The sequence below is a fragment of the Sphingobium sp. YR768 genome (assembly GCF_900111125.1).
Lineage (GTDB): Bacteria > Pseudomonadota > Alphaproteobacteria > Sphingomonadales > Sphingomonadaceae > Sphingobium.
Genome location: NZ_FOGE01000026.1, coordinates 1 through 21,034, shown reverse-complemented (window position 1 = coordinate 21,034; position 21,034 = coordinate 1). Strand labels below are relative to the sequence as shown.

Genomic DNA, 21,034 nt, shown 5'->3' with positions numbered 1-21,034 from the left:
CAAGGACACTAGTCATGGCAACCACCAACAATGTAGGCCGCATTTCGCAGGTCATCGGCGCCGTCGTCGACGTGACCTTCCCCGATGCGCTGCCGTCGATCCTCTCGGCGCTGGAAACCAGCAACAATGGCCAGCGCCTTGTTCTGGAAGTCGCCCAGCATCTGGGTGAGAACACCGTTCGCACCATCGCGATGGACTCGACCGAGGGCCTGACCCGCGGTCAGGCAGTGACCGACACCGGCGCGCAGATCAGCGTTCCCGTCGGCCCCGCGACGCTCGGCCGCATCCTGAACGTCGTCGGCGAGCCGATCGACGAGCGCGGTCCGGTGCTGACCGAACTCAAGTCGCCCATCCATGCCAAGGCTCCCGAATTCGTCGACCAGTCGACCGAAAGCGCGATCCTGGTCACGGGCATCAAGGTCATCGACCTTCTGGCCCCCTATGCCAAGGGCGGCAAGATCGGCCTGTTCGGCGGCGCCGGCGTGGGCAAGACGGTTCTCATTCAGGAACTGATCAACAATATCGCCAAGGGCCATGGCGGCACCTCGGTCTTCGCGGGCGTCGGTGAACGCACCCGTGAAGGCAACGATCTGTATCACGAATTCCTCGACGCCGGCGTTATCGCCAAGGACGCCGACGGCAACGCGATCAGCGAAGGGTCCAAGGTTGCGCTGGTGTATGGCCAGATGAACGAACCCCCGGGCGCCCGCGCGCGCGTCGCCCTGTCGGGTCTGACCATCGCCGAATATTTCCGCGACGTCGAAAATCAGGACGTGCTGTTCTTCGTCGACAACATCTTCCGCTTCACGCAGGCGGGCGCGGAAGTGTCGGCTCTGCTGGGTCGTATTCCTTCGGCCGTGGGCTATCAGCCGACCCTGTCGACCGACATGGGCGCGCTGCAGGAACGCATCACCTCGACCAACAAGGGTTCGATCACCTCGGTTCAGGCCGTGTATGTTCCCGCGGACGATCTTACCGATCCGGCACCGGCAACCTCGTTCGCGCACTTGGACGCGACGACGGTTCTCAACCGTGCGATTTCGGAACTGGGCATCTATCCCGCGGTCGATCCGCTGGACTCGACCAGCCGCGTTCTGGAGCCGCGCACCGTGGGTCAGGAACATTATGACACCGCCCGCGCCGTCCAGTCGATCCTCCAGAAGTACAAGTCGCTTCAGGACATCATCGCCATTCTGGGCATGGATGAGCTGTCGGAAGAGGACAAGGTCACCGTGGCCCGCGCGCGCAAGATCCAGAAGTTCCTGTCGCAGCCCTTCCACGTTGCCGAAGTCTTCACCGGCATCTCGGGCAAGTTCGTCCAGATGGAAGACACGGTGAAGTCGTTCAAGGCCGTGGTCGAAGGCGAATATGACCACCTGCCTGAAAACGCCTTCTACATGGTTGGCGGCATCGACGAAGCCGTCGAAAAGGCCAAGAAGCTGGCTGCTGAAGCGGCGTAAGCTGATATCCTTCTCCCCGTGGGAGAAGGATACGCAGACTTGCCAGCTTGCTGGCTAGTCGGAGTTGGATGAAGGCGAAGCTGGCATGGCCGATCGCCCTCACCCTCCCACCGCTTCGCGGCGGGCCCCTCCCTCTCCCGATGGGAGAGGGGTTAAGAGGACTAGAGAATGGCACTGCATTTCGAACTCGTGACCCCCGAAAAGCTCGTCCGCTCGGAGGAAGTCTATCAGGTGGTCGTCCCCGGCACCGACGGCGACTTCGGCGTGCTGGAAGGCCATGCGCCCTTCATGTCGACCGTCCGCGACGGCGCGATCCAGATCTTCGCCTCGGCGGGCGCCGCACCGGAAATCATTCCGGTCGAAGGCGGCTTTGCCGAAGTGAATGAAAAGGGCCTGACGGTCCTGGCCGAAAAGGCCGGCTGACAGGACAGAGTCGGCCACGCGGGACGTGGCTGATCTGACGACAGGCTTCTAAAAGGGAGCGGCATCCATGGGTTGCCGCTCCCTTTTGCTATTGCGGGCAAAGCGACGCTCTCATCAGGGTTAATAGGCTCTTTACCTGCTCGATCTAAGGATGGCCGCCTGTTCAGATCAACCCTGTGAGCGTCCTAATGTCGTCGCCTGCCGCCTTTTTCGCCCTCGATTGATATGGGCAGCGACCTGTTCTTCGCTGATCTGCTGGGCTTTCTGGCCGCTACGCTGCTTGGCGCAGTCTGGATATTCCTTCCCGGTGCGGGCCTTGCACGCCTTGTCGCCCTGACCGGGCAGGATATGGGGCGTGGCTGGCCGAGGATCGGCTGGTCGCTACTACTGGCCTTCACGCTGATGCCCGCGATCGACGCGCTGCTGGTCCGTGCCGGCGGCATGATGGCGATGGCGGGCCTGCACGGCCTGCTTGCCATCTACGGCCTGCTGCGCCCCCGCCTGCTATGGCCGGACCGGATCGCTGACTGGCGGATTGCGGTGCCAATGTTGCTGCCGTGGCTGGGGATCGTCGGCTTCGATTTTGTCGATTTTCCGACCGGCGACAATCTCAACCAGTCGCTGCTCGATCTCGATCTCGTCAAACATGCCGCCGTCACCAGCGCGATCGCCCGTGAAGGCCTGCCCTTCGCCGATCCGTTTTTCGCCCGGCCCGGCTATGTCGGCTATTATTATTATTATTATCTCTGGCCTGCCCTGCTGCACTGGTCGAGCGGCTTGCTGATCAATGCGCGCATGGCCTTTGCCGGTTCGGTCTTCTGGACGGGGCTGGCCTTTGTATCGCTGCTGTGGCGGATCAGCGCGGATGGCGGGCTGATCCGGCCCGGTCGCGTCAAGGCTTTCATGGGCCTGATCCTGCTCTTCTGCTTCGTGTCCGGCGCGGACATGATCGTCATGCTCCTGCGGCTACTTGTGACCGGCCGGGTCGAGGCGCAAAGCGACTGGTGGAATGTCGCGGTCAACTTTGCCGTGCATTCGACGCTCTGGGTGCCGCATCATCTGACCGCGATGATCGCGGCATGGGGTGCGATGCTATTGCTGGCGCGCGCGCAAGGGACGTCGCAGCCGGGACGATGGGCGCTGGCGGCGGCGGCCGGTGCCGGGATCGCCACCTGCTTCGGATCGTCGGTATGGATGATGCTGACAATCGCGCCGGTGCTGGCGGGCTGGGGATGTATCGCGATCCTGCGACGCGATCCCCTGCTTCCGCTAGCGGGCATCGTCGCGCTGGCGATGGCATCGGTGCAGATCGCCGATCTGATCGCCTTCCGGCATGACAGCGGTCTACCGATCGCGCTCAATATCCGCCCCTTCACCGTGCTGCTGCCCGAAGGCGGCGCATGGACATGGCTGCATCTGGCATTGCTGCCGCTCAATTACGGTATCGAGTTCGGCATCTTCGGCGTCGGTGCGATAGCCTGTCTGCGATCCGGGCAGCACCGATCCGGCAAAATCGTCCAAAATCTACTGGTCGCCAGTGCCCTATCATCGCTGCTGGTCGCGACTTTCCTCAAGTCCACGATCCTGAACAATGATCTGGCCTGGCGGTCGATCTGGTTCGCGCAGTGCGCAGCGATGATCTGGACCGCCGCCTGGCTGCAAGGCCCGACGCCACGACTGCGCGATCACCCAAGGATGATGATCCTGCTGGGGCTGGGGATGCTGGCCGTCGCCTGGGATGTCGTCGGGATGCGATTGATCCGGCCGCCTTATGTCGCCACCAGCTTCAGCGAACTGATCAGCCCGCGCGCCGATGATGACGATCAGCGGCGGCTTTATGAATGGGCCGCCCATGCCCTGCCCCTGACGGATGTGATCCAGCATAATTCGGCGCTGCACAGGCGCATCTTCAATTTCGGCCTCTATGGCGTGCAGCGTACCGGCGTATCCGATCGCGAAGCCAATCTGTTCGGCGCGTCGCCGGACGCGGTGCGCCAGCGCGTCGCCCTGTTGCGGCCGATCTTCGAGACGCACTTGTCGCCCGGGGATATCCGCCGTCGGGCGGAGGCAGCCGGTGTCGATCACCTGCTTTTCGCATCCGTCGACCCGATCTGGCGCAAGATAGGTGGGCCACCCGAAGGCCTGCATTGCGAACGGCGGGAGCCGCTGGCCTGTATGGTTGCCGTGAAGGATATAGGATCATGACCGCCACGCTACGCGCTTTGGGGATATTGGCGCTGATCTATCTGGCTGCGCTAACGGCCGGGTTCCTGCTCTATATCGGCCTGATCGCTTCGCCCTTGCTAGGGTCTGTTCCGCTGCTCTTCTATCGCGGGGTGGCGATCGCCTTTATCGGCGCGCTGCTGCTGATAGCCCTTCTGGCAATCGCCGCGCGCCGGATCGCTGCGCTCGATCTATCGACCGTGATCGGTGCGGCGGCCCTGTCGCTGGCGTTCAATATCAGCTTCCTGATCGTCTTTCCCGTCACCTTCGACCGGTCGATCACCATGTTCCTGCTGGCCCGAATCGAAAGGCAGGACGGGCAGTTGACGCCGCCCATGCTGGAAGAGGTATTCGTGCGCCAATATCTGGGCGACCTGCATCAGATCGACCGGCGGGTGCGCGAACAGACGCTGTCGGGCAACATCGTCCAGCGGGACGACGGGCGGATCGAACTGACCGCGCAGGGGCGCCGGCTGCTGTCGGGCGCGCGGACGATCGGCGGCTGGTTCGGCGCCGATCCCCGTTTCGTGACGGCGCCAGACTCAGGCTTTCCAGCGCATTAGCCATTTGTCAAAGTTTCCATCCTATTCACCTTCATCATCCTATGATCGGCCCTTCCCAGCGCGGCAGGGCCGAAAGAGACAGAGCGGCGGAGACCTATGAGCGCCTTTGGACGGAAAAATGGACCTGCCGGGATCAAGTCCGGCTTCGGCGTGGCCCGGCCGATGCAGGGCGGTGCGGCAGCCCGGGAAGAATTACCCCGCGGCGGCGACCAGTTTCCTCCCCTCGACATCGCTTCTCTGCCGGGCGAAGCGCCCTTCGATCCGCTGGCCGCACCCACCAGCGCGATGCAGCGGAATGCCGACGCGATGTCGCGCCTGTCCGACCGCGCGAATGCCGAACATGTGCCCGACGCTGGCCCGCAAGGTTTCGAAGCGAGCGTCCACAAGATCAAGGAACAGGTGCTGCCCCGCCTGCTGGAGCGCGTCGACCCGGAAGCCGCCGCAACGCTGACAAAGGATGAACTGGCGGAGGAATTTCGCCCGATCATCATGGAAGTTCTGGCCGAACTGAAGCTGACGCTGAACCGGCGCGAGCAGTTCGCGCTGGAAAAGGTGCTGGTCGACGAATTGCTGGGCCTGGGGCCGCTCGAAGAATTGCTGTCGGACCCGGACGTGACCGACATCATGGTCAACGGCCCGGACCAGACCTATATCGAAAAGAAGGGCAAGCTCCAGATCGCGCCGATCAAGTTCCGCGACGAGGAGCATCTGTTCCAGATCGCGCAGCGCATCGTCAGCAAGGTCGGCCGCCGCGTCGACCAGACCACGCCGCTGGCCGACGCCCGCCTGCCCGACGGCTCTCGTGTCAACGTGATCGTGCCGCCGCTGTCGCTGCGCGGCACGGCCATCTCCATTCGTAAATTCTCGGCCAAGCCGATCACCATCGACATGCTGGCCGGTTGGGGCGCGATGAGCCCCAAGATGGCGACGGCGCTGAAGATCGCGGGCGCCTGCCGGTTCAACATCGTCATTTCCGGCGGTACGGGTTCGGGCAAGACGACGATGCTCAATGCCCTGTCGAAGATGATCGATCCGGGCGAGCGTGTGCTGACGATCGAGGACGCGGCCGAATTGCGGCTTCAGCAGCCGCACTGGCTGCCGCTGGAAACCCGCCCGGCCAATCTGGAGGGCAATGGCGCGATCACCATTGGCGACCTTGTCAAGAACGCCCTGCGTATGCGCCCTGACCGCATCATCCTGGGCGAAATTCGTGGCGCGGAATGTTTCGACCTGCTCGCCGCGATGAATACGGGCCATGACGGGTCCATGTGTACGCTGCACGCCAACAGCCCGCGCGAATGCCTGGGCCGTATGGAAAATATGATCCTGATGGGCGACATCAAGATTCCCAAGGAAGCGATTTCCAAGCAGATCGCCGACTCGGTCGACCTGATCGTGCAGGTGAAGCGCCTGCGCGATGGTTCCCGCCGCGTCACCAACGTCACCGAAGTCATCGGCATGGAAGGCGACGTCATCGTCACCCAGGAACTGTTCAAGTTCGAATATCATGACGAGGATGACAGCGGGAAGATCATCGGCGAATATCGGTCGATGGGCCTGCGCCCCTATACGCTGGACAAGGCCCGCATGTTCGGTTTCGATCAGCCTTTCCTGGAATCCTGCCTCTGAGGGAATAAAGTTCCCCTCCCCTGCGTAGACGTGGACTTGTCCATTATCGCAGGGGGTTCATCTTGTTTCGACGAAGCACACGCCATCCCGTCCGCCACGGGGTGGCGTTTCTGTTTATCGGCCTCTGGTCGCCCGCAGAGGCCCAGACCGATTATCCTGACGTTCCCGAACCGATGATATTCGACATGATGCGCCCGCTCGGTGCGAAGCGGGGCGAGCTTGAGGCGAACGCGCTGGCCACGACGCCGCTTTCCGGTTCCGACAAGACCGTCCAATGGGCGCCGGAGGTGGAATATGCGGTGGCCGACGGCTTCGCGATCGAAGGCGAATTGCCGTTCGAGGATGGCAAGCTGGTCGATCTGAAATTGGGTCTTCAGGCGGCGTTCGGTGCGTTCAATGGCGGCCGCAGCGCCCATGGCGTGCAATATCTGGGCATCTATAACCGCGAGGCCCGCCATTATCGCAGCAGCTTCGCCTATATGCTGGCGCATCGCTACAATGCCCGCTGGAGCAGTATCTCGATGGCCGGTCTGGGGGATATCTCCTTTTCGGGCGGACATGGCCGCAACAGTGCGATCGTTAACCATTCCCTCTTCTATGATAGTCGCGATGGACAGGTACTGGGGCTGGAACTCAATTATCGCGGCGGATCGGACGGCTATGTCCTGGTCATGCCGCAAATCCACCAGCAACTGGCCGAAAAGGTCAACGTCCAGGCTGGACTGGGCGCGGAACGGCCCCATGGCGGCACTGTCCGGCCCAAGGCAGGGATCAGGCTGATCCGGGAATTCTGACGCAAAAGGAAGCGCTTGTCAGGCCGGTGCGGAGCGGGCACATCGGGCGCCATCATAATCATGATATAAGGAGTGCCCGATGCGCCTTTCCGCCATGTTCGCTGCCGCAATGGTCCTGCCAATGGGCGTCGCCGTCGCCCAGCATGCCAGCCATCACAAGGCCGTGGACCCGATCGCGACGGCCATCGCCGCGCCCAGCCGCACGCCGACCAACGTCGTTCGCGACACATATCGCCACCCCGCCGAAACGCTTGCCTTCTTCGGTGTGACACCGACTGCGACAGTTGTGGAATATGCGCCGAGCGGCGGCTGGTATACGGAAATCCTGGCGCCGTTGCTGCGGGACAAGGGCACTTTCTATGCCTTGCAACCGTCCGGCCGCTATCTGGACGGGTACAAGACCTTTCTTGCCGCCAAACCGGACGTCTATGACAAGGTGAAGCTGGTCCCTTTTCCCGAGGAAACCGCCAGCATCCCCGCCAATAGCGTCGACACTGTGCTGACGTTCCGCAATGTGCACAATATGGTCATGGGCGGAACCGAAGGCACGACCTTCAAGGCCTTTTTCGATATGCTCAAGCCCGGCGGCACGCTGGGCGTCGTCGACCATCGGTTGCCGGAGGATCGCGACACGGCGCTGGAAAAGAGCAGCGGCTATCTGAAAGTATCGACCATCCGCCGGATCGCGGAAGCCGCCGGCTTCGAATATGTCGGCGCGTCGGAAGTGAATGCCAATCCCAAGGATAGCGCCGACTGGCCCAAGGGCGTGTGGACGCTGCCGCCGACGCTGAGCCAGAAGGATGTCGACAAGGACAAATATCTGGCCATCGGCGAAAGCGACCGCATGACGCTGAAATTCCGCAAGCCGACGAAATAGGCCTCAATTATCCCTTCCCCGGTTGCGCCATCGTGCAACCGGGTTAGAGCGGCGGCGTGACCTCCGCCGCATCTTCTTCCCGCCCTCATCGGCCCATGCTGGCCATCGGTCTGCGCCTGATCGCGGTGCTCTGTCTGTCGATCATGTTCGTGAGCGGGCGGATCGCCAGCGAGCGGGGCGTCAATCTGGTCGAGACGGTCTTTTACCGCCAGTTGATCGCGCTGCCGGTCGTATTCGCGTGGATCGCTTACACAACAGGCCCTTCCGCCATCAAGACCCGGCGGATCGGCGTGCATGCCACCCGCATGGCCATCGGCCTGATCGGCATGATGCTGAATTTCCTGTCCTATATCCTTCTGCCGCCAGCCGAAGCGGCCACGATCGGTTTCACCATGCCGATCTTCGGAACGATCCTGTCCGCGCTGATACTGCGCGAAGCGACGGGCATGCATCGCTGGGCGGCGGTGCTGATCGGTTTTGCGGGCGTGCTGGTGATGGTCCGGCCGGATGCAGGCCATTTCCCCTTGCACGGTGTGGCCGTCGCCATCACCGCTGCCCTCGTCACGGCCAGCGTCAGTCTGGTCCTGCGCGAACTGGGGCGGACGGAAAGCGCGGGCGTGGTCGTATTCTGGTTCACTTTGCTGTCGATGGTGCCGCTGGGCATCGCCATGCCCTTTTACGCGCAGGCGCATGATGCGACGACATGGGGCTGGCTGCTAACGATCGGCGTGGTCGGCGGTGTGGCGCAGATCTGCCTGACGGCCGCCTTGCGCTGGGGGCCGGTATCGGTGGTGCTGCCGATGGATTATAGCGCGATCATCTGGACTACGCTGCTGGGCGTGGCGATCGGTCAGGGCTGGCCGATGGCGACCACCTGGATGGGGGCAGCGCTGATCGTGGGGAGCGGCCTTTATATTGCCTGGCGCGAACATGTCCGCGCCAGGCAGATGCGGATCAGCCCAGCAGTTCCGCGTCCAGACTGATATCCGCCTTCAGCAGCTTGGATATCGGGCAATTGGCCTTCGCCTTGCCCGCCAGCTCCTGAAAGGTCGCGTCATCGGTGCCGGGGATCGTCGCCTTGAGCGTCAGCTTGCTGGCGGTCACGGCAAACCCATCGTCCAGCTTCTCCAGCGTTACGACGGCGCTCGTCTCCATCTTCTCCGCCGTGAGGCCCGCTTCGCCCAGGATCAGCGACAGCGCCATGGTGAAGCAGGAGGCATGGGCGGCGGCGATCAGTTCTTCCGGATTGCTGCCCGGCTGCCCTTCGAATCGCGTGGCGAAGCCATAGGGATAGGCGTCCAGCGCGCCGCTCTGGGTGGAGATGGCGCCCTTCCCGTCCTTCAGGCCTCCCGTCCAGACTGCCGAACCGCTGCGATTGATCTTCATAGCCAAAGCTCCTTCAGGTGAAGCGGAGGAACCCCGGCGGTCCCCCATGGTTGCATGCTAATAGAGCATTTCATGCAGGAGAGTGACAATGACCGACCTGACTCTTGAAAATCGTGGCGACCTGATCGCATCCGACCGGGTGGAGGGCACCGCCGTCTATAATCGCCAGGGTGAGCATCTGGGCAAGATATCCAACTTCATGGTCGACAAGGTGAGCGGACAGGCGCGCTATGCCGTGCTGTCCTTTGGTGGCTTTCTGGGCGTTGGGAATGATCATTACCCCCTGCCCTGGTCGATGCTGAACTATGACAAGGCGCAGGGTGGCTATGTCATCGATCTGGACAAGCAGTTGCTGGACAATGCGCCCCGCCACGGGCTGGACCAGCGGCCCGACTATGACGATGCCTATGGCCGCAACGTCTATCAATATTATGGCCTGATCTATCCCTGGTGATCTGTCCATAACCAGTTCGAACAGCCCGGCGACACCCTGTCGCCGGGCTGTTTGCACGACTGATCGCCGCGCTTTTCCGATTGCCTAACTTTCACCACATTTCACCGCTTGCCCATTGTCTACCAGATGAATAGAATTATTGTCAGACCCTCGACATAGAGGATGAGGACCAGACCATGGAGCGATTCGGTTTTTCGAGTGACACGCGCCAGCCGGTCATACTGACCATCCCAGGCCTGAATAATAGCGGGCCGGGACATTGGCAGACATTGTGGGAGGAAAAGCGGGGCGACTGCGAACGGGTCGACCTGGGCAGTTGGGCCAGTCCCAACCGCAATGCCTGGGTGACACGCCTGGACGCCGCCATCCGACAGGCCAATGGGCCGGTCATATTGGCCGCGCATAGTCTGGGCTGCATGGCCGTCGCCTGGTGGGGCGCGCTTCAGAGCCAGGCCTATGGCTGGCCGGTGACAGGCGCGCTGCTGGTCGCGCCACCCGATTGCGACCGGATGGAAACGCCCGAGACGATCGGCGGCTTCGGCCCCACGCCGCGCGCGCAACTGCCCTTCCCGTCCATATTGGTCGGCAGTCGCGACGACCCCTATATCTTCTTCGAGCGCGCCCACAGCATGGGCAAGAATTGGGGCAGCGAGTTTGTCGACGCAGGCTATGCCGGGCATATCAACGCGGATTCCGGTCTTGGCGACTGGCAGTTCGGCCAGTCGCTACTGGAACGCCTGATCGACAATGCGCAGGAGCAGGCATCGGCGATGCGCCAGATGCGGCCGGCCATCCCGCTGGCGCAGCAGGATCGCAAGCCGACCCGCGCGGCGATGCATCCATAACAGGCTCACCCCCGAGGGGCGCGACAAGACAAACTTGCGCGCCCCTTATATTTGCTTTTTTGTCTATCTTTGAAGTTGAGATACTAAGGCGAAAGAGGGTTATATGAACGAACACAGACCAATAGACATTCGCCACGGCCGCACCGAAGGGCAGCGCGCCGACATCAGCGTCAGCATCGACAAGGTGCGCGACGTGCTGGAGGGGCTGCGCTTCGGATCGATCACGCTGACCGTCCATGACGCGCGCGTGGTCCAGATCGATGTAACGGAAAAGACGCGCCTCAGCGCAAGCTGAACAATTTATCACAGGGGCGCGAGAGGGTTACGGGTCGATAGCGACCCAAAGGCGGTATGGGGTGAGCCGTCGATACATAGCATCATTCCCGACTGTGTCGGCCCAGCCCGAATAACCGGGATGGCCGCAACCAAAGATCACCGGACCGCCGGATATAAAGGGGAATATCATGATTGCGCGTTTCCTGTTGCTCGCCAGTGCGGCGAGCGCCTCCATCATCACGCCCAGCGCCTTTGCGCAGGACGCGACGCCTCAGCCCGCAGCGGACGAACTGCAATCGGCCAATACGCGTGGCGATGTGATCGTCGTGACCGCACGCCGCCGTCAGGAAACCGCACAGGAAGTCCCGCTGGCCATTTCTGTCGTCAAGGGCGACAGCATCGAGGCGACCGGCAACTTCAACATCGTGAAGCTGCAACAGCTCGCCCCGACATTGCAGGTCTACACGACCAATCCGCGCAACACGTCAGTCAATATTCGCGGCCTGGGCGTGCCATTCGGCCTGACCAGCGACGGCTTCGAACAGGGCGTTGGCATCTATGTCGACGATGTCTATAACAGCCGTGTCGCCGCCGCGACGTTTGACTTTCTCGACGTCAGCCAGGTGGAAGTGCTGCGCGGCCCGCAAGGCACTCTGTACGGCAAGAACACCACCGCCGGCGCGATCAACATCACGACCAACCAGCCGACCTTCGATTTCGAAGGCCGCGCCGAACTGACCGTGGGCAACCTCAATTACAAGCAGGCCAAGGCCGCTATTTCCGGCCCCTTGTCGGAAACGATCGCCGCCCGCATCGCGGTCGCCGCGACCACCCGCCGCGGTACGCTCTATAATGTGACGAGCGAGCGCTGGATCAATGAGCAGGACAATCTGGGTATTCGCGGCCAGTTGCTGTTCAAGCCCAGCGAAGATTTCAGCATCACCCTGTCGGGCGACTACAGCAAGCAGGATCCCGAATGCTGCGGCACGACCTTCGTGCGCGTCGGCAAGACCCAGCGTCCACTCAACCGTCAATATGACGCACTGGCCGCTGCGCAGGGCTATGTCGTGCCCAGCCGCAATCCCTATGACCGTCTGACCGATCTCGACTCCAACCTGAACGCCGGTAACAAGATCGGCGGCGTGTCGGCCAAGATTAAATGGGATGTCGGCCCGGGCACGTTGACGTCCGTCACCGCCTGGCGCTTCTGGGACTGGAAGCCGGAAAATGACCGCGACTTCACCGGCCTGTCGATCGTCTCGCGCTCGCAGAACCCATCGCAGCAGGACCAGTATAGCCAGGAATTCCGCTACAATTACGAAAGCAAGGATGTCGACTTCGTCTTCGGCCTGTTCGGCTTCAAGCAGCGGATCGACACGCAGGGCACCGAACAGCAGGGCGACGATGCGGCCCAATGGAGCCTTGCGCCCTCCACCGATCCGACCAACCCCGCCAATATCCCGGCGACGTTGTCCGGCCTGACCGCCAGCAACACCCAGTATCTTAAAGCCGACAGCGCAGCCCTGTTCGGCCAGCTGAGCTGGAAGGTGACGGATGCCCTGACCATCCAGCCGGGCCTGCGCCTCAACTATGACAAGAAGTCCGGTTTCTACCAGCGCGTCGTCACCAACGCGCAGGGTCAGGCGATCAGTTGCACCACGGTCGCGGAACCCGGCACCATCAAGGGCACGACCCAGCAGTGCGGGGTCTATCAGCCGCAGATCAGTTCGCCGTCGGACAGCGCCTGGAACTTCACTTACGACTTCAACGTCAACTACAAGGTCGCCCGCGACGTTCTGGCCTATGCGACCTATGCCAAGAGCTTCAAGACGCTGGGTATCAACCAGAACGGCCTGCCGCTCAACGCCGACAATACCGTCAATTATGACGCCAGCACGGTGAAGCCGGAATCGGTCAATCATTATGAGCTGGGCCTCAAGACCCAGTTCTGGGACCGCCGCGCCACCTTCAACCTCACCGCCTTCCGCACGGAGATCAAGAATTTCCAGGCGACCGTGAATGGCGGCCAGTTCGGCACCGTGCGCGGCTATCTCGCCAACGCCGAAAAGGTGCGCTCGCAGGGTATCGAGGCGGACTTCAAGGTGGTTGTGAGCGACCGCTTCACCGCTTATGCGAATGGCGCCTATACAGACGCCAAATATAAGAAGTTCACCAATGCCCCCTGCCCGCCCGAACTGTCCGGAGGCACATTGCAGGCGAGCGGTGCCACACCGGATTATTCGCAACCCGGCGTGCCGGGCGCCCTCAGCCCGCGTCAGTGCGACATTTCGGGTCAGGATCTGCCCGGCGTGTCCAAATGGGCCTTCTCCTACGGCGCGGAATATAATGTTCCCGTCACGCTACTGGCGAAGGAAGGCCAGGTCTATCTGGGCGTCGACGGCAATTACCGCTCGCACTGGAACAGCAACGCCTCGCCGTCCATCTATACCGAGGTGAAGGGCTATGCGCTGACCAACGTCCGCGCCGGCTTCCGAGGCGAAGGGTTCGACGTCTTCGGCTGGGTCCGCAACGCCTTCGACGTGAACTATATCGAGAATCTCCAGGTCGCGCCGGGCAATACCGGCTTGATCGCCGGCCAGGTCGGCGACCCGCAGACCTGGGGCGGCACGATCAAGTTCAGCTTCTGATCGGATTTTCTGATGTCGGACGGGGCGGCAGCGATGCCGCCCCGTTTGTGTTGGGTGCCAAGACAGACTATATATGGTCCGAATTTGTTCGAGGGCCGAAATGATGCGCTATTCCACCCGGATCAAGCCGATCAGCTATTTCAAGGCTAATGCCGCCGAAGTGCTGGCAGAGCTGAACGACGGCGCCGAACCGATGATCCTCACCCAGAATGGCGAGGCGAAGGCAATCATTCAGGATATCCGGTCCTATGAAAAGACGCAGGAAACTTTGGCGATGCTAAAGATACTGGCGCTGGGGATGCAGGATATCGAAGCAGGCCGTGTCAGACCGGCACGGGAGGTCTTTGAAGAGATCAAGGCGAACCGTCGCAAGAATAATGGCTGAAAAACGCTATCTGGTTGACATCACCCGAGGCGCTGCCAGCGATCTGGACGCCATCCATGCCTATGCGGCAGATCAGCGCTCACTGGATGAGGCCGATGCGCTTCTCGACGCCCTTTATGGCCGTGTAGAAACGCTGGAACATTTTGCGCTACGCGGCAGCATGGTCCCGGAAGCAGCGGAAGTCGGCAATTGGGAGATGCGGCAGATTCTGCATTTGCCTTATCGCCTTATCTATCAAGTTTCTGAGGATAGGGTCGCGATCATAGCGATCGTGGATGGCCGACGCGACGTGCAGACACTTTTGAAAGGGCGCCTGCTGGATCCATAGAGCCAGAGTCGCCGCACCCGCATTTGCGCCCTGCCCCGCGCTGGGCTAGACCGCGCGCCATGTCCACGACCTTCACGCTCGACACCGCGACCAGCCGCGCCAACCCCACCCCCGCGCCGATGAAGCGCCTGACCGTGCCTGCCATCCAGCGGCGCAAGTTCGAAGGGAAGACGCAGGAACCGCTGGTCATGCTGACCGCCTATACGGCACGTCAGGCCCAGTTGCTCGATCCGCATTGCGACATGCTGCTGGTGGGTGATTCGCTGGGTCAGGTCATCTATGGCCTGCCCTCCACCCTGCCCGTCACGCTCGACATGATGATCGCCCATGGCGCCGCCGTGGTACGTGGCAGCTATCATAGCGTCGTTCTGGTCGATATGCCCTTCGGCAGCTATGAAGCCTCCCCGCAACAGGCCTTCGCCAGCGCCAGCCGCATCATGGCGGAAACCGGCGCAGCCGGCGTGAAGCTGGAAGGCGGCGTTGCCATGGCCGAAACGATCAGCTTCCTGACCCAGCGCGGCATCCCGGTCATGGCCCATATCGGGCTGACGCCGCAGGCGGTGAATGCCCTTGGCGGCTATGGCGCGCGCGGCAAGAGCCAGGAAGAACATGCCAAAATATTGGGCGATGCCCGTGCCGTAGCGCAGGCTGGCGCCTTTTCCATGGTGATCGAAGGGGTGATGGAGGATATTGCCATCGCCGTCACTGACAGCGTCGACGTGCCGGTCATCGGCATCGGCGCATCGGCCCGGTGCGATGGTCAGGTGCTGGTCACGGAGGACATGCTGGGCATGTTCGAACGCGTGCCCCGCTTCGTGAAGCGGTACGATAATATCGCTGAAACAATCGGTAATGCGGCGCAACGTTATGCCGCAGATGTCCGTGACCGGACATTTCCGACAGAAGAACAGGTCTATCGCCCTAAAAAGTGATTTGCCTGTGGCATAAGCGCCGCTATTGATCGCGCCTTCCGGCAGATATTTCTGACCCATTTCTCGGAGAATCCCGTGGCCCTCACGCCGCAAAACAGCGAAGCCTTCATGCGCGAGGTCGACGAAGCGGTTCGGCAGGACCGCCTTCTGACCTATTGGGAGCGCTATGGCCGCCTGACGCTGGCCGCTATCATCCTGGCCCTGGCCGCTTTTGGTGGCTGGCTCTATTGGCAGCATTATAGCAAGACCCAGTCCGAAGCCGTGTCCGAGAAGATGGACGCCGTGCTGACCACGGCTGCGGGCGGTGGCACGCCCGATGCCAAGGAACTGGACACCCTGGCCGATGCAAGCCAGCCGGGCTATCGCGCCTCCGCCCTGCTGACCAAGGCGGGTCTGGCTGCGCGCAAGGGCGACAGCAAGGCGGCGATCGCCGCCTATGCCGCCATGGCCGCCGACAGCAAGCTGGACCAGCCCTATCGTGATCTGGCGCTCATTCGCCAGACCGCGCTGGAATTCGATACGCTCAAGCCACAGCAGGTGGTCGACCGGCTGAAGCCGCTGGCGATCGAGGGTGCGCCCTGGTTCGGCAGCGCCGGAGAACTGGTTGCGCTGGCCTATGTAAAGATGAACAAGACTGACCTGGCCGGCCCGATGTTCGCCGCCATGGCCAAGGACGCCAATGTACCGGAGTCGATCCGTTCACGCGCGCGTCAGATGGCCGGTGTCATGGGCATCGATGCGGTCGAAATTCCGACCGAAACCACCGAAGGATGATCGAGCGGATGGCAAGCATGAAGATGGGCCGTGCAGTAACGATGGCGGCTCTGGTCGCCTTGCTGGCGGGTTGCGGCATCGTCGGTGGCAAAAAGGGTGGTCCCAAGACTCCGGTTCTGGGCAACCGCGTATCGATCCTGAGCAACGAACAGGGTGTCGAGGTCGAGCCTTCGCTGGCCGACGTGCCGGTCAGCCTGCCCGCGCCCTATGTCAATGACGCATGGGCGCAGCCGGGCGGCGATCCGTCCAAGGCGATGGGCCATGTGTCGCTGGGCGGTTCGCCAAGCCAGGTCTGGAGCACCAAGATCGAGGGGAGCACGCCACAGGCGCGCCTCGCCGCTTCGCCGGTCGTATCAGGCGGCAAGCTGTTCGTGACCGACGCAGGTGCCCATGTCATCGCCTACGATGCGGCCAGTGGGTCCAAGCTGTGGCAGACCAGCCTGCCGTCCGAAGGCAAGGGCAATGGCCGCGCGCTGTTCGGTGGCGGCGTGAGCGTACTGGGCGATCGCCTGTTCGCCAGCACCGGCCTGGGCGACGTATTCGCGCTCAATGTCGCGGATGGATCGATCATCTGGAAGAAGCATCCGGGCGGCCCGTTGCGCGGCGCTCCGACGCTGGAAAATGGCCATGTCTATGTGATGGGTCAGGACAATCAGATCTTCGCAATCAACCAGAGCGATGGTGAAACCCAGTGGACCGATAGTGGCACGCTGCAAGTGACCGGCATTTTCGGTGTGGCCGCCCCGGCCGCTGCGCAGGGTACGGTGATCGCGGGCTATAGCTCGGGTGAAATCACGGCCTATCGTTATGAAAATGGCCGCAGCCTGTGGGGCGATGCCCTGTCGCGCACCAGCATTTCGACGGCGGTGGCGACGCTGACCGATATCGATGCCGATCCGGTTATCGATCGTGGCCGCGTGTTCGCCATCGGTCAGGGTGGCCGCATGGCCAGCTATGAACTGACCAGCGGCCAGCGCCTGTGGGAAATCAATATTGCGGGTATTTCGACCCCGGCCGTCGTCGGCGAATGGGTGTTCGCCGTAACCAGCGACGCCCGCCTGCTCTGCGTCGCGCGCGCCACCGGCAAGATCCGCTGGGTCAGCCAGTTGCGCCGCTGGCAGAAGGAAAAGAAGAAGGACAAGGCGATTCGCTGGACCGGCCCGGTTCTGGCCGGTGGCAAGCTGATCGTCGTGTCGACGCGCGGCGAAATGGTCTATGTCGATCCGGCCAGCGGTAACGTCCAGTCGACCGTCGATATGGACAAGCCGATGTCGCTATCCCCGATCGTCGCCAATAATATGCTTTATATTCTGGCGGACGATGGAAAATTGACAGCGTTCCGCTAAGAGCGACAAATATGCTAAGCGCTACTCCCGTGCAGGCCCTGCCTGCGCGGGAGTAGCGCGTTTGATCGGTTTGAATTTTTGGAAGGAATACGGGCATGCTGCCCACGGTAGCTATCGTCGGACGTCCCAATGTGGGCAAGTCCACCCTGTTCAACCGTCTGGTCGGCAAGAAACTGGCGCTGGTCGACGATCAGCCCGGCGTGACGCGCGATCGGCGGGAGGGCGAGGCAAGCCTGCTCGGCCTGGACTTCACGATCGTCGACACGGCCGGTTATGAGGATGAGGACGCCAACTCCCTGCCCGGCCGCATGCGCATGCAGACGCAGGCTGCCGTGGACGATTGCGACGTCGCCTTGTTCATGATCGATGCCCGCGCCGGCATTACCCCGCTGGACGAGGAAATCGCCCGTTGGCTGCGCGCCAACGACACGCCGGTCGTCCTGATGGCCAACAAGGCGGAGGGCAAGGCGGCCGACGATGGCGTCATGGAATCCTTCAGCCTGGGTCTGGGCGAACCTATCCCCTTTTCCGCCGAACATGGCCAGGGGCTGGCCGACCTGTTCCAGGCACTGCTGCCCCTTCTCGATCGCGAAGAGTTTCAGGCGGACGAGAAGGAATTTTACGAAGACGAGGAAAGCGCGCCGCTGAAGCTCGCCATCGTCGGCCGCCCCAATGCGGGCAAGTCCACGCTCATCAACAAGTTTCTGGGCGAAAACCGCCTGCTGACCGGACCGGAAGCCGGCATCACGCGCGACAGCATCGCCGTCGACTGGATATGGACCGACCGCGAAGGGCTGGATCGTCCCGTTCGACTGATCGACACGGCCGGGATGCGCAAGCGCGCGAAGGTGCAGGAAAAGCTGGAAAAGCTGGCGGTGTCGGACGGCCTGAACGCTGTGAACTTCGCCGAAGTCGTCGTGCTGATGATCGATTCCACCCGTGGCCTTGAGGCGCAGGATCTGCGCATCGCGGACAAGGTGCTGGAAGAAGGTCGCGCCCTCGTCGTCGCGCTGAACAAATGGGACACGGTGGAACATGGTTCCGCTTTGTATCAGGGCATCAAGCAGGCGCTGTCCGATGGTCTGGCGCAGGTGCGCGGCGTGCCGATCATGACGATTTCCGGAGCGACCGGAAAGGGTCTGGACGACCTGATCCAGGTCGCCTTCGAAACCCGGACCGCCTGGTCGAAGCGCGTATCGACCGGCATCCTCAATCGCTGGTTCGAAACCGCGCTGGAAGCCAATCCGCCGCCAGCGCCGGGCGGCAAGCGGATCAAGCTGCGCTACATCACCCAGAACAAGACGCGGCCGCCGACGTTCGTGCTGTTCGGCACGCGGCTGGACGATCTGCCCGAAAGCTATCGCCGCTATCTGGTGAACGGCATCCGCAAGGAACTGGGCTTTGGCGCGGTGCCGGTGCGACTGACGCTGCGCAGTCAGAAAAACCCTTACGCGACCAAATAAGCACGATGGCGGCCGACATGCTGCATGTGAACGCCAGGGGCATGAAATGTCCCTGGCCTGCCCTGCGCGCGGCGCGCGCCATGCGGGAGGCGGACGCCATCCTGATCGAGGCTGATGATCCGATCGCCCCCAGCGAACTGGAAGCGCTCGCCCAGCAGCAAGGATGGGCCTTTGCGGCGCTCGACGCCTGCCACTTTTCGCTCCGACGGACGATCTGATCGATCATTCAAATCCGTTGCGCGCTGCGACCCTTTAACCCCCTGTTTAGAGGATGCAACGGAAATCCGCGAGTCGCGGGCCGGTTTTGTTTTGGTTTGAAGAATCACCGTTCGTTCGCCTCCCACTTTGACATGGCCCTGATCGCCAATTTTCGCTGATCGCGCAGCTTGGCGTAATGCTCCACGACCTGAAGTGTCTGGCCGCTAATCGCTGCCGTTTGAGCGACGGTGCACCCCGCTTCCAGAAGCGCATTCACGGCATTCTTGCGCAGTCCATGCGGCACGACGTCATGGCCTCGCTCCTTCGCCCACGCCTGCACATAGTGGCGCAGGGTGCTGACAGTTATGGCCGAACCGCGAGCCGTTATGATGATCGGGCCGATCTGTCGGCCGGCCTTTCCGATCTCAGCCGCAAGCAAGGCATGAACCGGGATATCCAGTTCCTTGCCGGTCTTTTGCTGGCGAACGAAGAGCGTGCCATCCTTGATGTCTGCGAACTTCATCCGCACGACGTCACCGATTCGTTGGGCGGTGTAATAGAGCAGATGGACAGCCAGCCTGATCCTGTCATCGTCAGACGCCAGTGCCTCAGTCAGAAGTTCATCCGGCCAAGGCTGATGCTCGCCCAACTCGTTCAGTTCGATGTCCGAGCAGGGATCGGCGGTTATGTGGCCCCGGCTTCTCGCCCACTTGAACAGCGCGCGGGAGATTTTCAGGATCATGTTAGCTGCGGCTGGATGCTTTGCCCGCTTGTCGACCAACAGGACAATATCCGCGCGCGTCACCTCGTCGGCTGGGGCCATGCCAAGCATCGTTTCCAGTTCGCCCAGATAGATGTCATAAATGCGCTTCGATCCGGCCGCTAGTTTGGTGTATTTCTGACTGAGGCGGTACAGCCCGATCATGGCAGTCACAGTCATCTGCGCCGCCGCGTTCGCCCGCCGGGTCCGGTGGCCCATCATTGCGGAATAGGCCGCTCCGAACGCGGTCTTGTCCGATATATCTGGCAGGCGCGTGAATATCTTCTTGCCGCGCTCGTCAGACGTGCCGGTATCGAAATACCAATAGCGGTGACCCTTGCTCACCGTCGTCTTGACGAACGGAAGGCCTGATTTCGATGTCCTAGCCATTGTAAAGGGGGCTGGCCTTTCTCCAGTCGCTCGCCTGGTGGCCGCCAGTCAGGCGCTCAACATAGTCGTCCAGCTCGACTCGGCTCCAGTGCAGGCCGTTGCCAAGCATGATCGGGTGCGGCAGGCGTCCACCAGCAATCTCGCGCTCCAACTCGGCCGCAGACAGGTCCAGATAGGCGCAAGCGGTCGTCCGCTTCATCATGCGCGGCCAGTTCGGGACGTGCACGCCCATCTCACCCCTCCCCTTTCAAAGCGGCGTCGATCGCGGGAAGCGCAGGAAGCGGCATCCAGTGGGTGGGGTTGATCGGGCGATTGTTTTCATCCCGCCAGCCCTTGGTTCGCGAGGATGGCGCAAAATACCAGCCAAGCCGGATGACCTTCGGGCGGATAAGGACCAGAACCTCGGTCATATCAAGTGGCGCGGTTTCTATCGGTTGCCAGCTAGACATGGCGGCAATCGACCGAATGCGATGGCGCGCGGCTTCTACGCAACCCTGCTCGTAGTCGCCGCGCCTATTGAACTCGTGCCATGAGGCCATGTGTCCGCCGATAGCTTCAGCCGCCACTTTGTCCGCCAGCGTCACACGCTCGATCATCGTCTGGTCAATCATGGGCGCTTCTCCAGATGCCAGCCATAAAGATCGCGGGTGGTCGAAGCTTGGCATCCGCACTCACGCCCATCACAGCAATAGGTTGCGTCGAGATCAACCTTCCACACTTCGGCCTTCCATTGCTCGAAAGCGCCGCGCATGAAAAAGGCCAGCACGCGCAGTTTGAAGATCAGGTCACTCATCCCCAGCCTCCGCTCTTGCGCGCAATGCGGCGGCGCATAGGGCGAGCGCGGGGGTGGCGGCCAGCCCATGCTCTGTGCTTTCCATGG

The 21,034-nt window shown here is 62.0% G+C and carries 24 protein-coding genes; 19 read left to right on the top strand and 5 right to left on the bottom strand.

The window, feature by feature from the left end:
- The first annotated feature begins 14 nt into the window (after positions 1-14).
- The 8 genes from atpD to BMX92_RS21045 all read left to right on the top strand — a co-directional run bounded on the left by atpD (position 15) and on the right by BMX92_RS21045 (position 8,952).
- The gene (atpD, locus tag BMX92_RS21080) at positions 15-1,460 is read left to right on the top strand and encodes a F0F1 ATP synthase subunit beta (protein WP_093020218.1); all 1,446 of its coding nucleotides are present in this window, start codon (positions 15-17) and stop codon (positions 1,458-1,460) included.
- Between the two features lie 168 nt (positions 1,461-1,628).
- Positions 1,629-1,883 (top strand): ATP synthase F1 subunit epsilon, encoded by a 255-nt coding sequence (locus tag BMX92_RS21075; protein WP_004210764.1) that lies wholly within the window; start codon positions 1,629-1,631, stop codon positions 1,881-1,883.
- Positions 1,884-2,108: 225 nt separating this feature from the next.
- The gene (locus BMX92_RS21070) at positions 2,109-4,088 is read left to right on the top strand and encodes a hypothetical protein (protein WP_093020216.1); all 1,980 of its coding nucleotides are present in this window, start codon (positions 2,109-2,111) and stop codon (positions 4,086-4,088) included.
- The gene (locus BMX92_RS21065; protein WP_093020214.1) at positions 4,085-4,669 is read left to right on the top strand and encodes a hypothetical protein; all 585 of its coding nucleotides are present in this window, start codon (positions 4,085-4,087) and stop codon (positions 4,667-4,669) included. Before BMX92_RS21070 ends, BMX92_RS21065 begins: the two co-directional genes overlap by 4 nt.
- Positions 4,670-4,765: 96 nt before the next feature.
- A complete protein-coding gene (locus tag BMX92_RS21060; RefSeq protein WP_093020212.1) occupies positions 4,766-6,298 on the top strand; it encodes a CpaF family protein in 1,533 nt (510 codons plus the stop codon).
- 62 nt (positions 6,299-6,360) lie between these two features.
- Complete coding sequence (locus tag BMX92_RS21055; RefSeq protein ID WP_256213536.1) at positions 6,361-7,092, top strand: hypothetical protein; 732 nt, start codon at positions 6,361-6,363, stop codon at positions 7,090-7,092.
- 79 nt (positions 7,093-7,171) lie between these two features.
- Complete coding sequence (locus BMX92_RS21050; protein WP_093020210.1) at positions 7,172-7,969, top strand: class I SAM-dependent methyltransferase; 798 nt, start codon at positions 7,172-7,174, stop codon at positions 7,967-7,969.
- Positions 7,970-8,064: 95 nt separating this feature from the next.
- Positions 8,065-8,952 (top strand): DMT family transporter, encoded by an 888-nt coding sequence (locus BMX92_RS21045; RefSeq protein ID WP_371262494.1) that lies wholly within the window; start codon positions 8,065-8,067, stop codon positions 8,950-8,952.
- On the opposite strand, the gene BMX92_RS21040 is transcribed toward BMX92_RS21045, so the two are convergent.
- A complete protein-coding gene (locus BMX92_RS21040; RefSeq protein ID WP_093020206.1) occupies positions 8,924-9,355 on the bottom strand; it encodes an OsmC family protein in 432 nt (143 codons plus the stop codon). The genes BMX92_RS21045 and BMX92_RS21040 overlap by 29 nt on opposite strands.
- A gap of 88 nt (positions 9,356-9,443) precedes the next feature.
- On the opposite strand from BMX92_RS21040, the gene BMX92_RS21035 reads away from it, so the two are divergent.
- From BMX92_RS21035 to BMX92_RS20985, 11 genes are all read left to right on the top strand, one after another.
- Positions 9,444-9,809, top strand: a complete 366-nt coding sequence (locus tag BMX92_RS21035; RefSeq protein ID WP_093020204.1) for a PRC-barrel domain-containing protein — start codon at positions 9,444-9,446, stop codon at positions 9,807-9,809.
- Positions 9,810-9,985: 176 nt separating this feature from the next.
- Positions 9,986-10,654 carry an RBBP9/YdeN family alpha/beta hydrolase gene (locus BMX92_RS21030; protein ID WP_093020202.1) on the top strand — a complete coding sequence of 223 codons (669 nt, stop codon included), beginning with the start codon at positions 9,986-9,988 and terminating at the stop codon, positions 10,652-10,654.
- 103 nt (positions 10,655-10,757) lie between these two features.
- Positions 10,758-10,949: a YezD family protein gene (locus BMX92_RS21025; RefSeq protein WP_093020200.1), complete on the top strand. Its 192-nt coding sequence runs from the start codon at positions 10,758-10,760 to the stop codon at positions 10,947-10,949.
- A gap of 169 nt (positions 10,950-11,118) precedes the next feature.
- Positions 11,119-13,578, top strand: coding sequence for a TonB-dependent receptor (locus BMX92_RS21020; RefSeq protein ID WP_093020198.1), 2,460 nt, complete (start codon positions 11,119-11,121; stop codon positions 13,576-13,578).
- Between the two features lie 103 nt (positions 13,579-13,681).
- A complete protein-coding gene (locus BMX92_RS21015) occupies positions 13,682-13,963 on the top strand; it encodes a type II toxin-antitoxin system Phd/YefM family antitoxin (protein WP_093020286.1) in 282 nt (93 codons plus the stop codon).
- Positions 13,956-14,291: a type II toxin-antitoxin system RelE/ParE family toxin gene (locus BMX92_RS21010; RefSeq protein ID WP_093020197.1), complete on the top strand. Its 336-nt coding sequence runs from the start codon at positions 13,956-13,958 to the stop codon at positions 14,289-14,291. Before BMX92_RS21015 ends, BMX92_RS21010 begins: the two co-directional genes overlap by 8 nt.
- A 59-nt stretch (positions 14,292-14,350) precedes the next feature.
- Positions 14,351-15,223, top strand: a complete 873-nt coding sequence (gene panB / locus BMX92_RS21005; RefSeq protein ID WP_093020195.1) for a 3-methyl-2-oxobutanoate hydroxymethyltransferase — start codon at positions 14,351-14,353, stop codon at positions 15,221-15,223.
- 75 nt (positions 15,224-15,298) lie between these two features.
- Positions 15,299-15,997, top strand: a complete 699-nt coding sequence (locus tag BMX92_RS21000) for a tetratricopeptide repeat protein (protein ID WP_093020193.1) — start codon at positions 15,299-15,301, stop codon at positions 15,995-15,997.
- A gap of 8 nt (positions 15,998-16,005) precedes the next feature.
- Entirely contained in the window at positions 16,006-17,343 is a 1,338-nt protein-coding gene (locus BMX92_RS20995; protein WP_256213535.1) for an outer membrane protein assembly factor BamB family protein, read from the top strand.
- 95 nt (positions 17,344-17,438) lie between these two features.
- Positions 17,439-18,806 carry a ribosome biogenesis GTPase Der gene (gene der / locus BMX92_RS20990; RefSeq protein ID WP_093020191.1) on the top strand — a complete coding sequence of 456 codons (1,368 nt, stop codon included), beginning with the start codon at positions 17,439-17,441 and terminating at the stop codon, positions 18,804-18,806.
- A 17-nt stretch (positions 18,807-18,823) separates the two neighbouring features.
- Positions 18,824-19,024, top strand: coding sequence for a sulfurtransferase TusA family protein (locus BMX92_RS20985; RefSeq protein ID WP_256213534.1), 201 nt, complete (start codon positions 18,824-18,826; stop codon positions 19,022-19,024).
- Between the two features lie 104 nt (positions 19,025-19,128).
- Here the strand turns inward: BMX92_RS20985 and xerC are convergent, their stop codons facing one another.
- From xerC to BMX92_RS20965, 4 genes are read right to left on the bottom strand one after another with little or no spacing between them, the layout of a single operon-like run.
- A complete protein-coding gene (gene xerC / locus BMX92_RS20980; RefSeq protein ID WP_177185178.1) occupies positions 19,129-20,109 on the bottom strand; it encodes a site-specific integrase in 981 nt (326 codons plus the stop codon).
- A 37-nt stretch (positions 20,110-20,146) separates the two neighbouring features.
- Positions 20,147-20,386, bottom strand: coding sequence for a hypothetical protein (locus BMX92_RS20975; RefSeq protein ID WP_093020185.1), 240 nt, complete (start codon positions 20,384-20,386; stop codon positions 20,147-20,149).
- 1 nt (position 20,387) lies between these two features.
- Positions 20,388-20,765 (bottom strand): hypothetical protein, encoded by a 378-nt coding sequence (locus tag BMX92_RS20970; RefSeq protein WP_093020183.1) that lies wholly within the window; start codon positions 20,763-20,765, stop codon positions 20,388-20,390.
- Positions 20,762-20,947, bottom strand: coding sequence for a hypothetical protein (locus tag BMX92_RS20965; RefSeq protein ID WP_093020181.1), 186 nt, complete (start codon positions 20,945-20,947; stop codon positions 20,762-20,764). Before BMX92_RS20965 ends, BMX92_RS20970 begins: the two co-directional genes overlap by 4 nt.
- Positions 20,948-21,034: the final 87 nt, after the last annotated feature.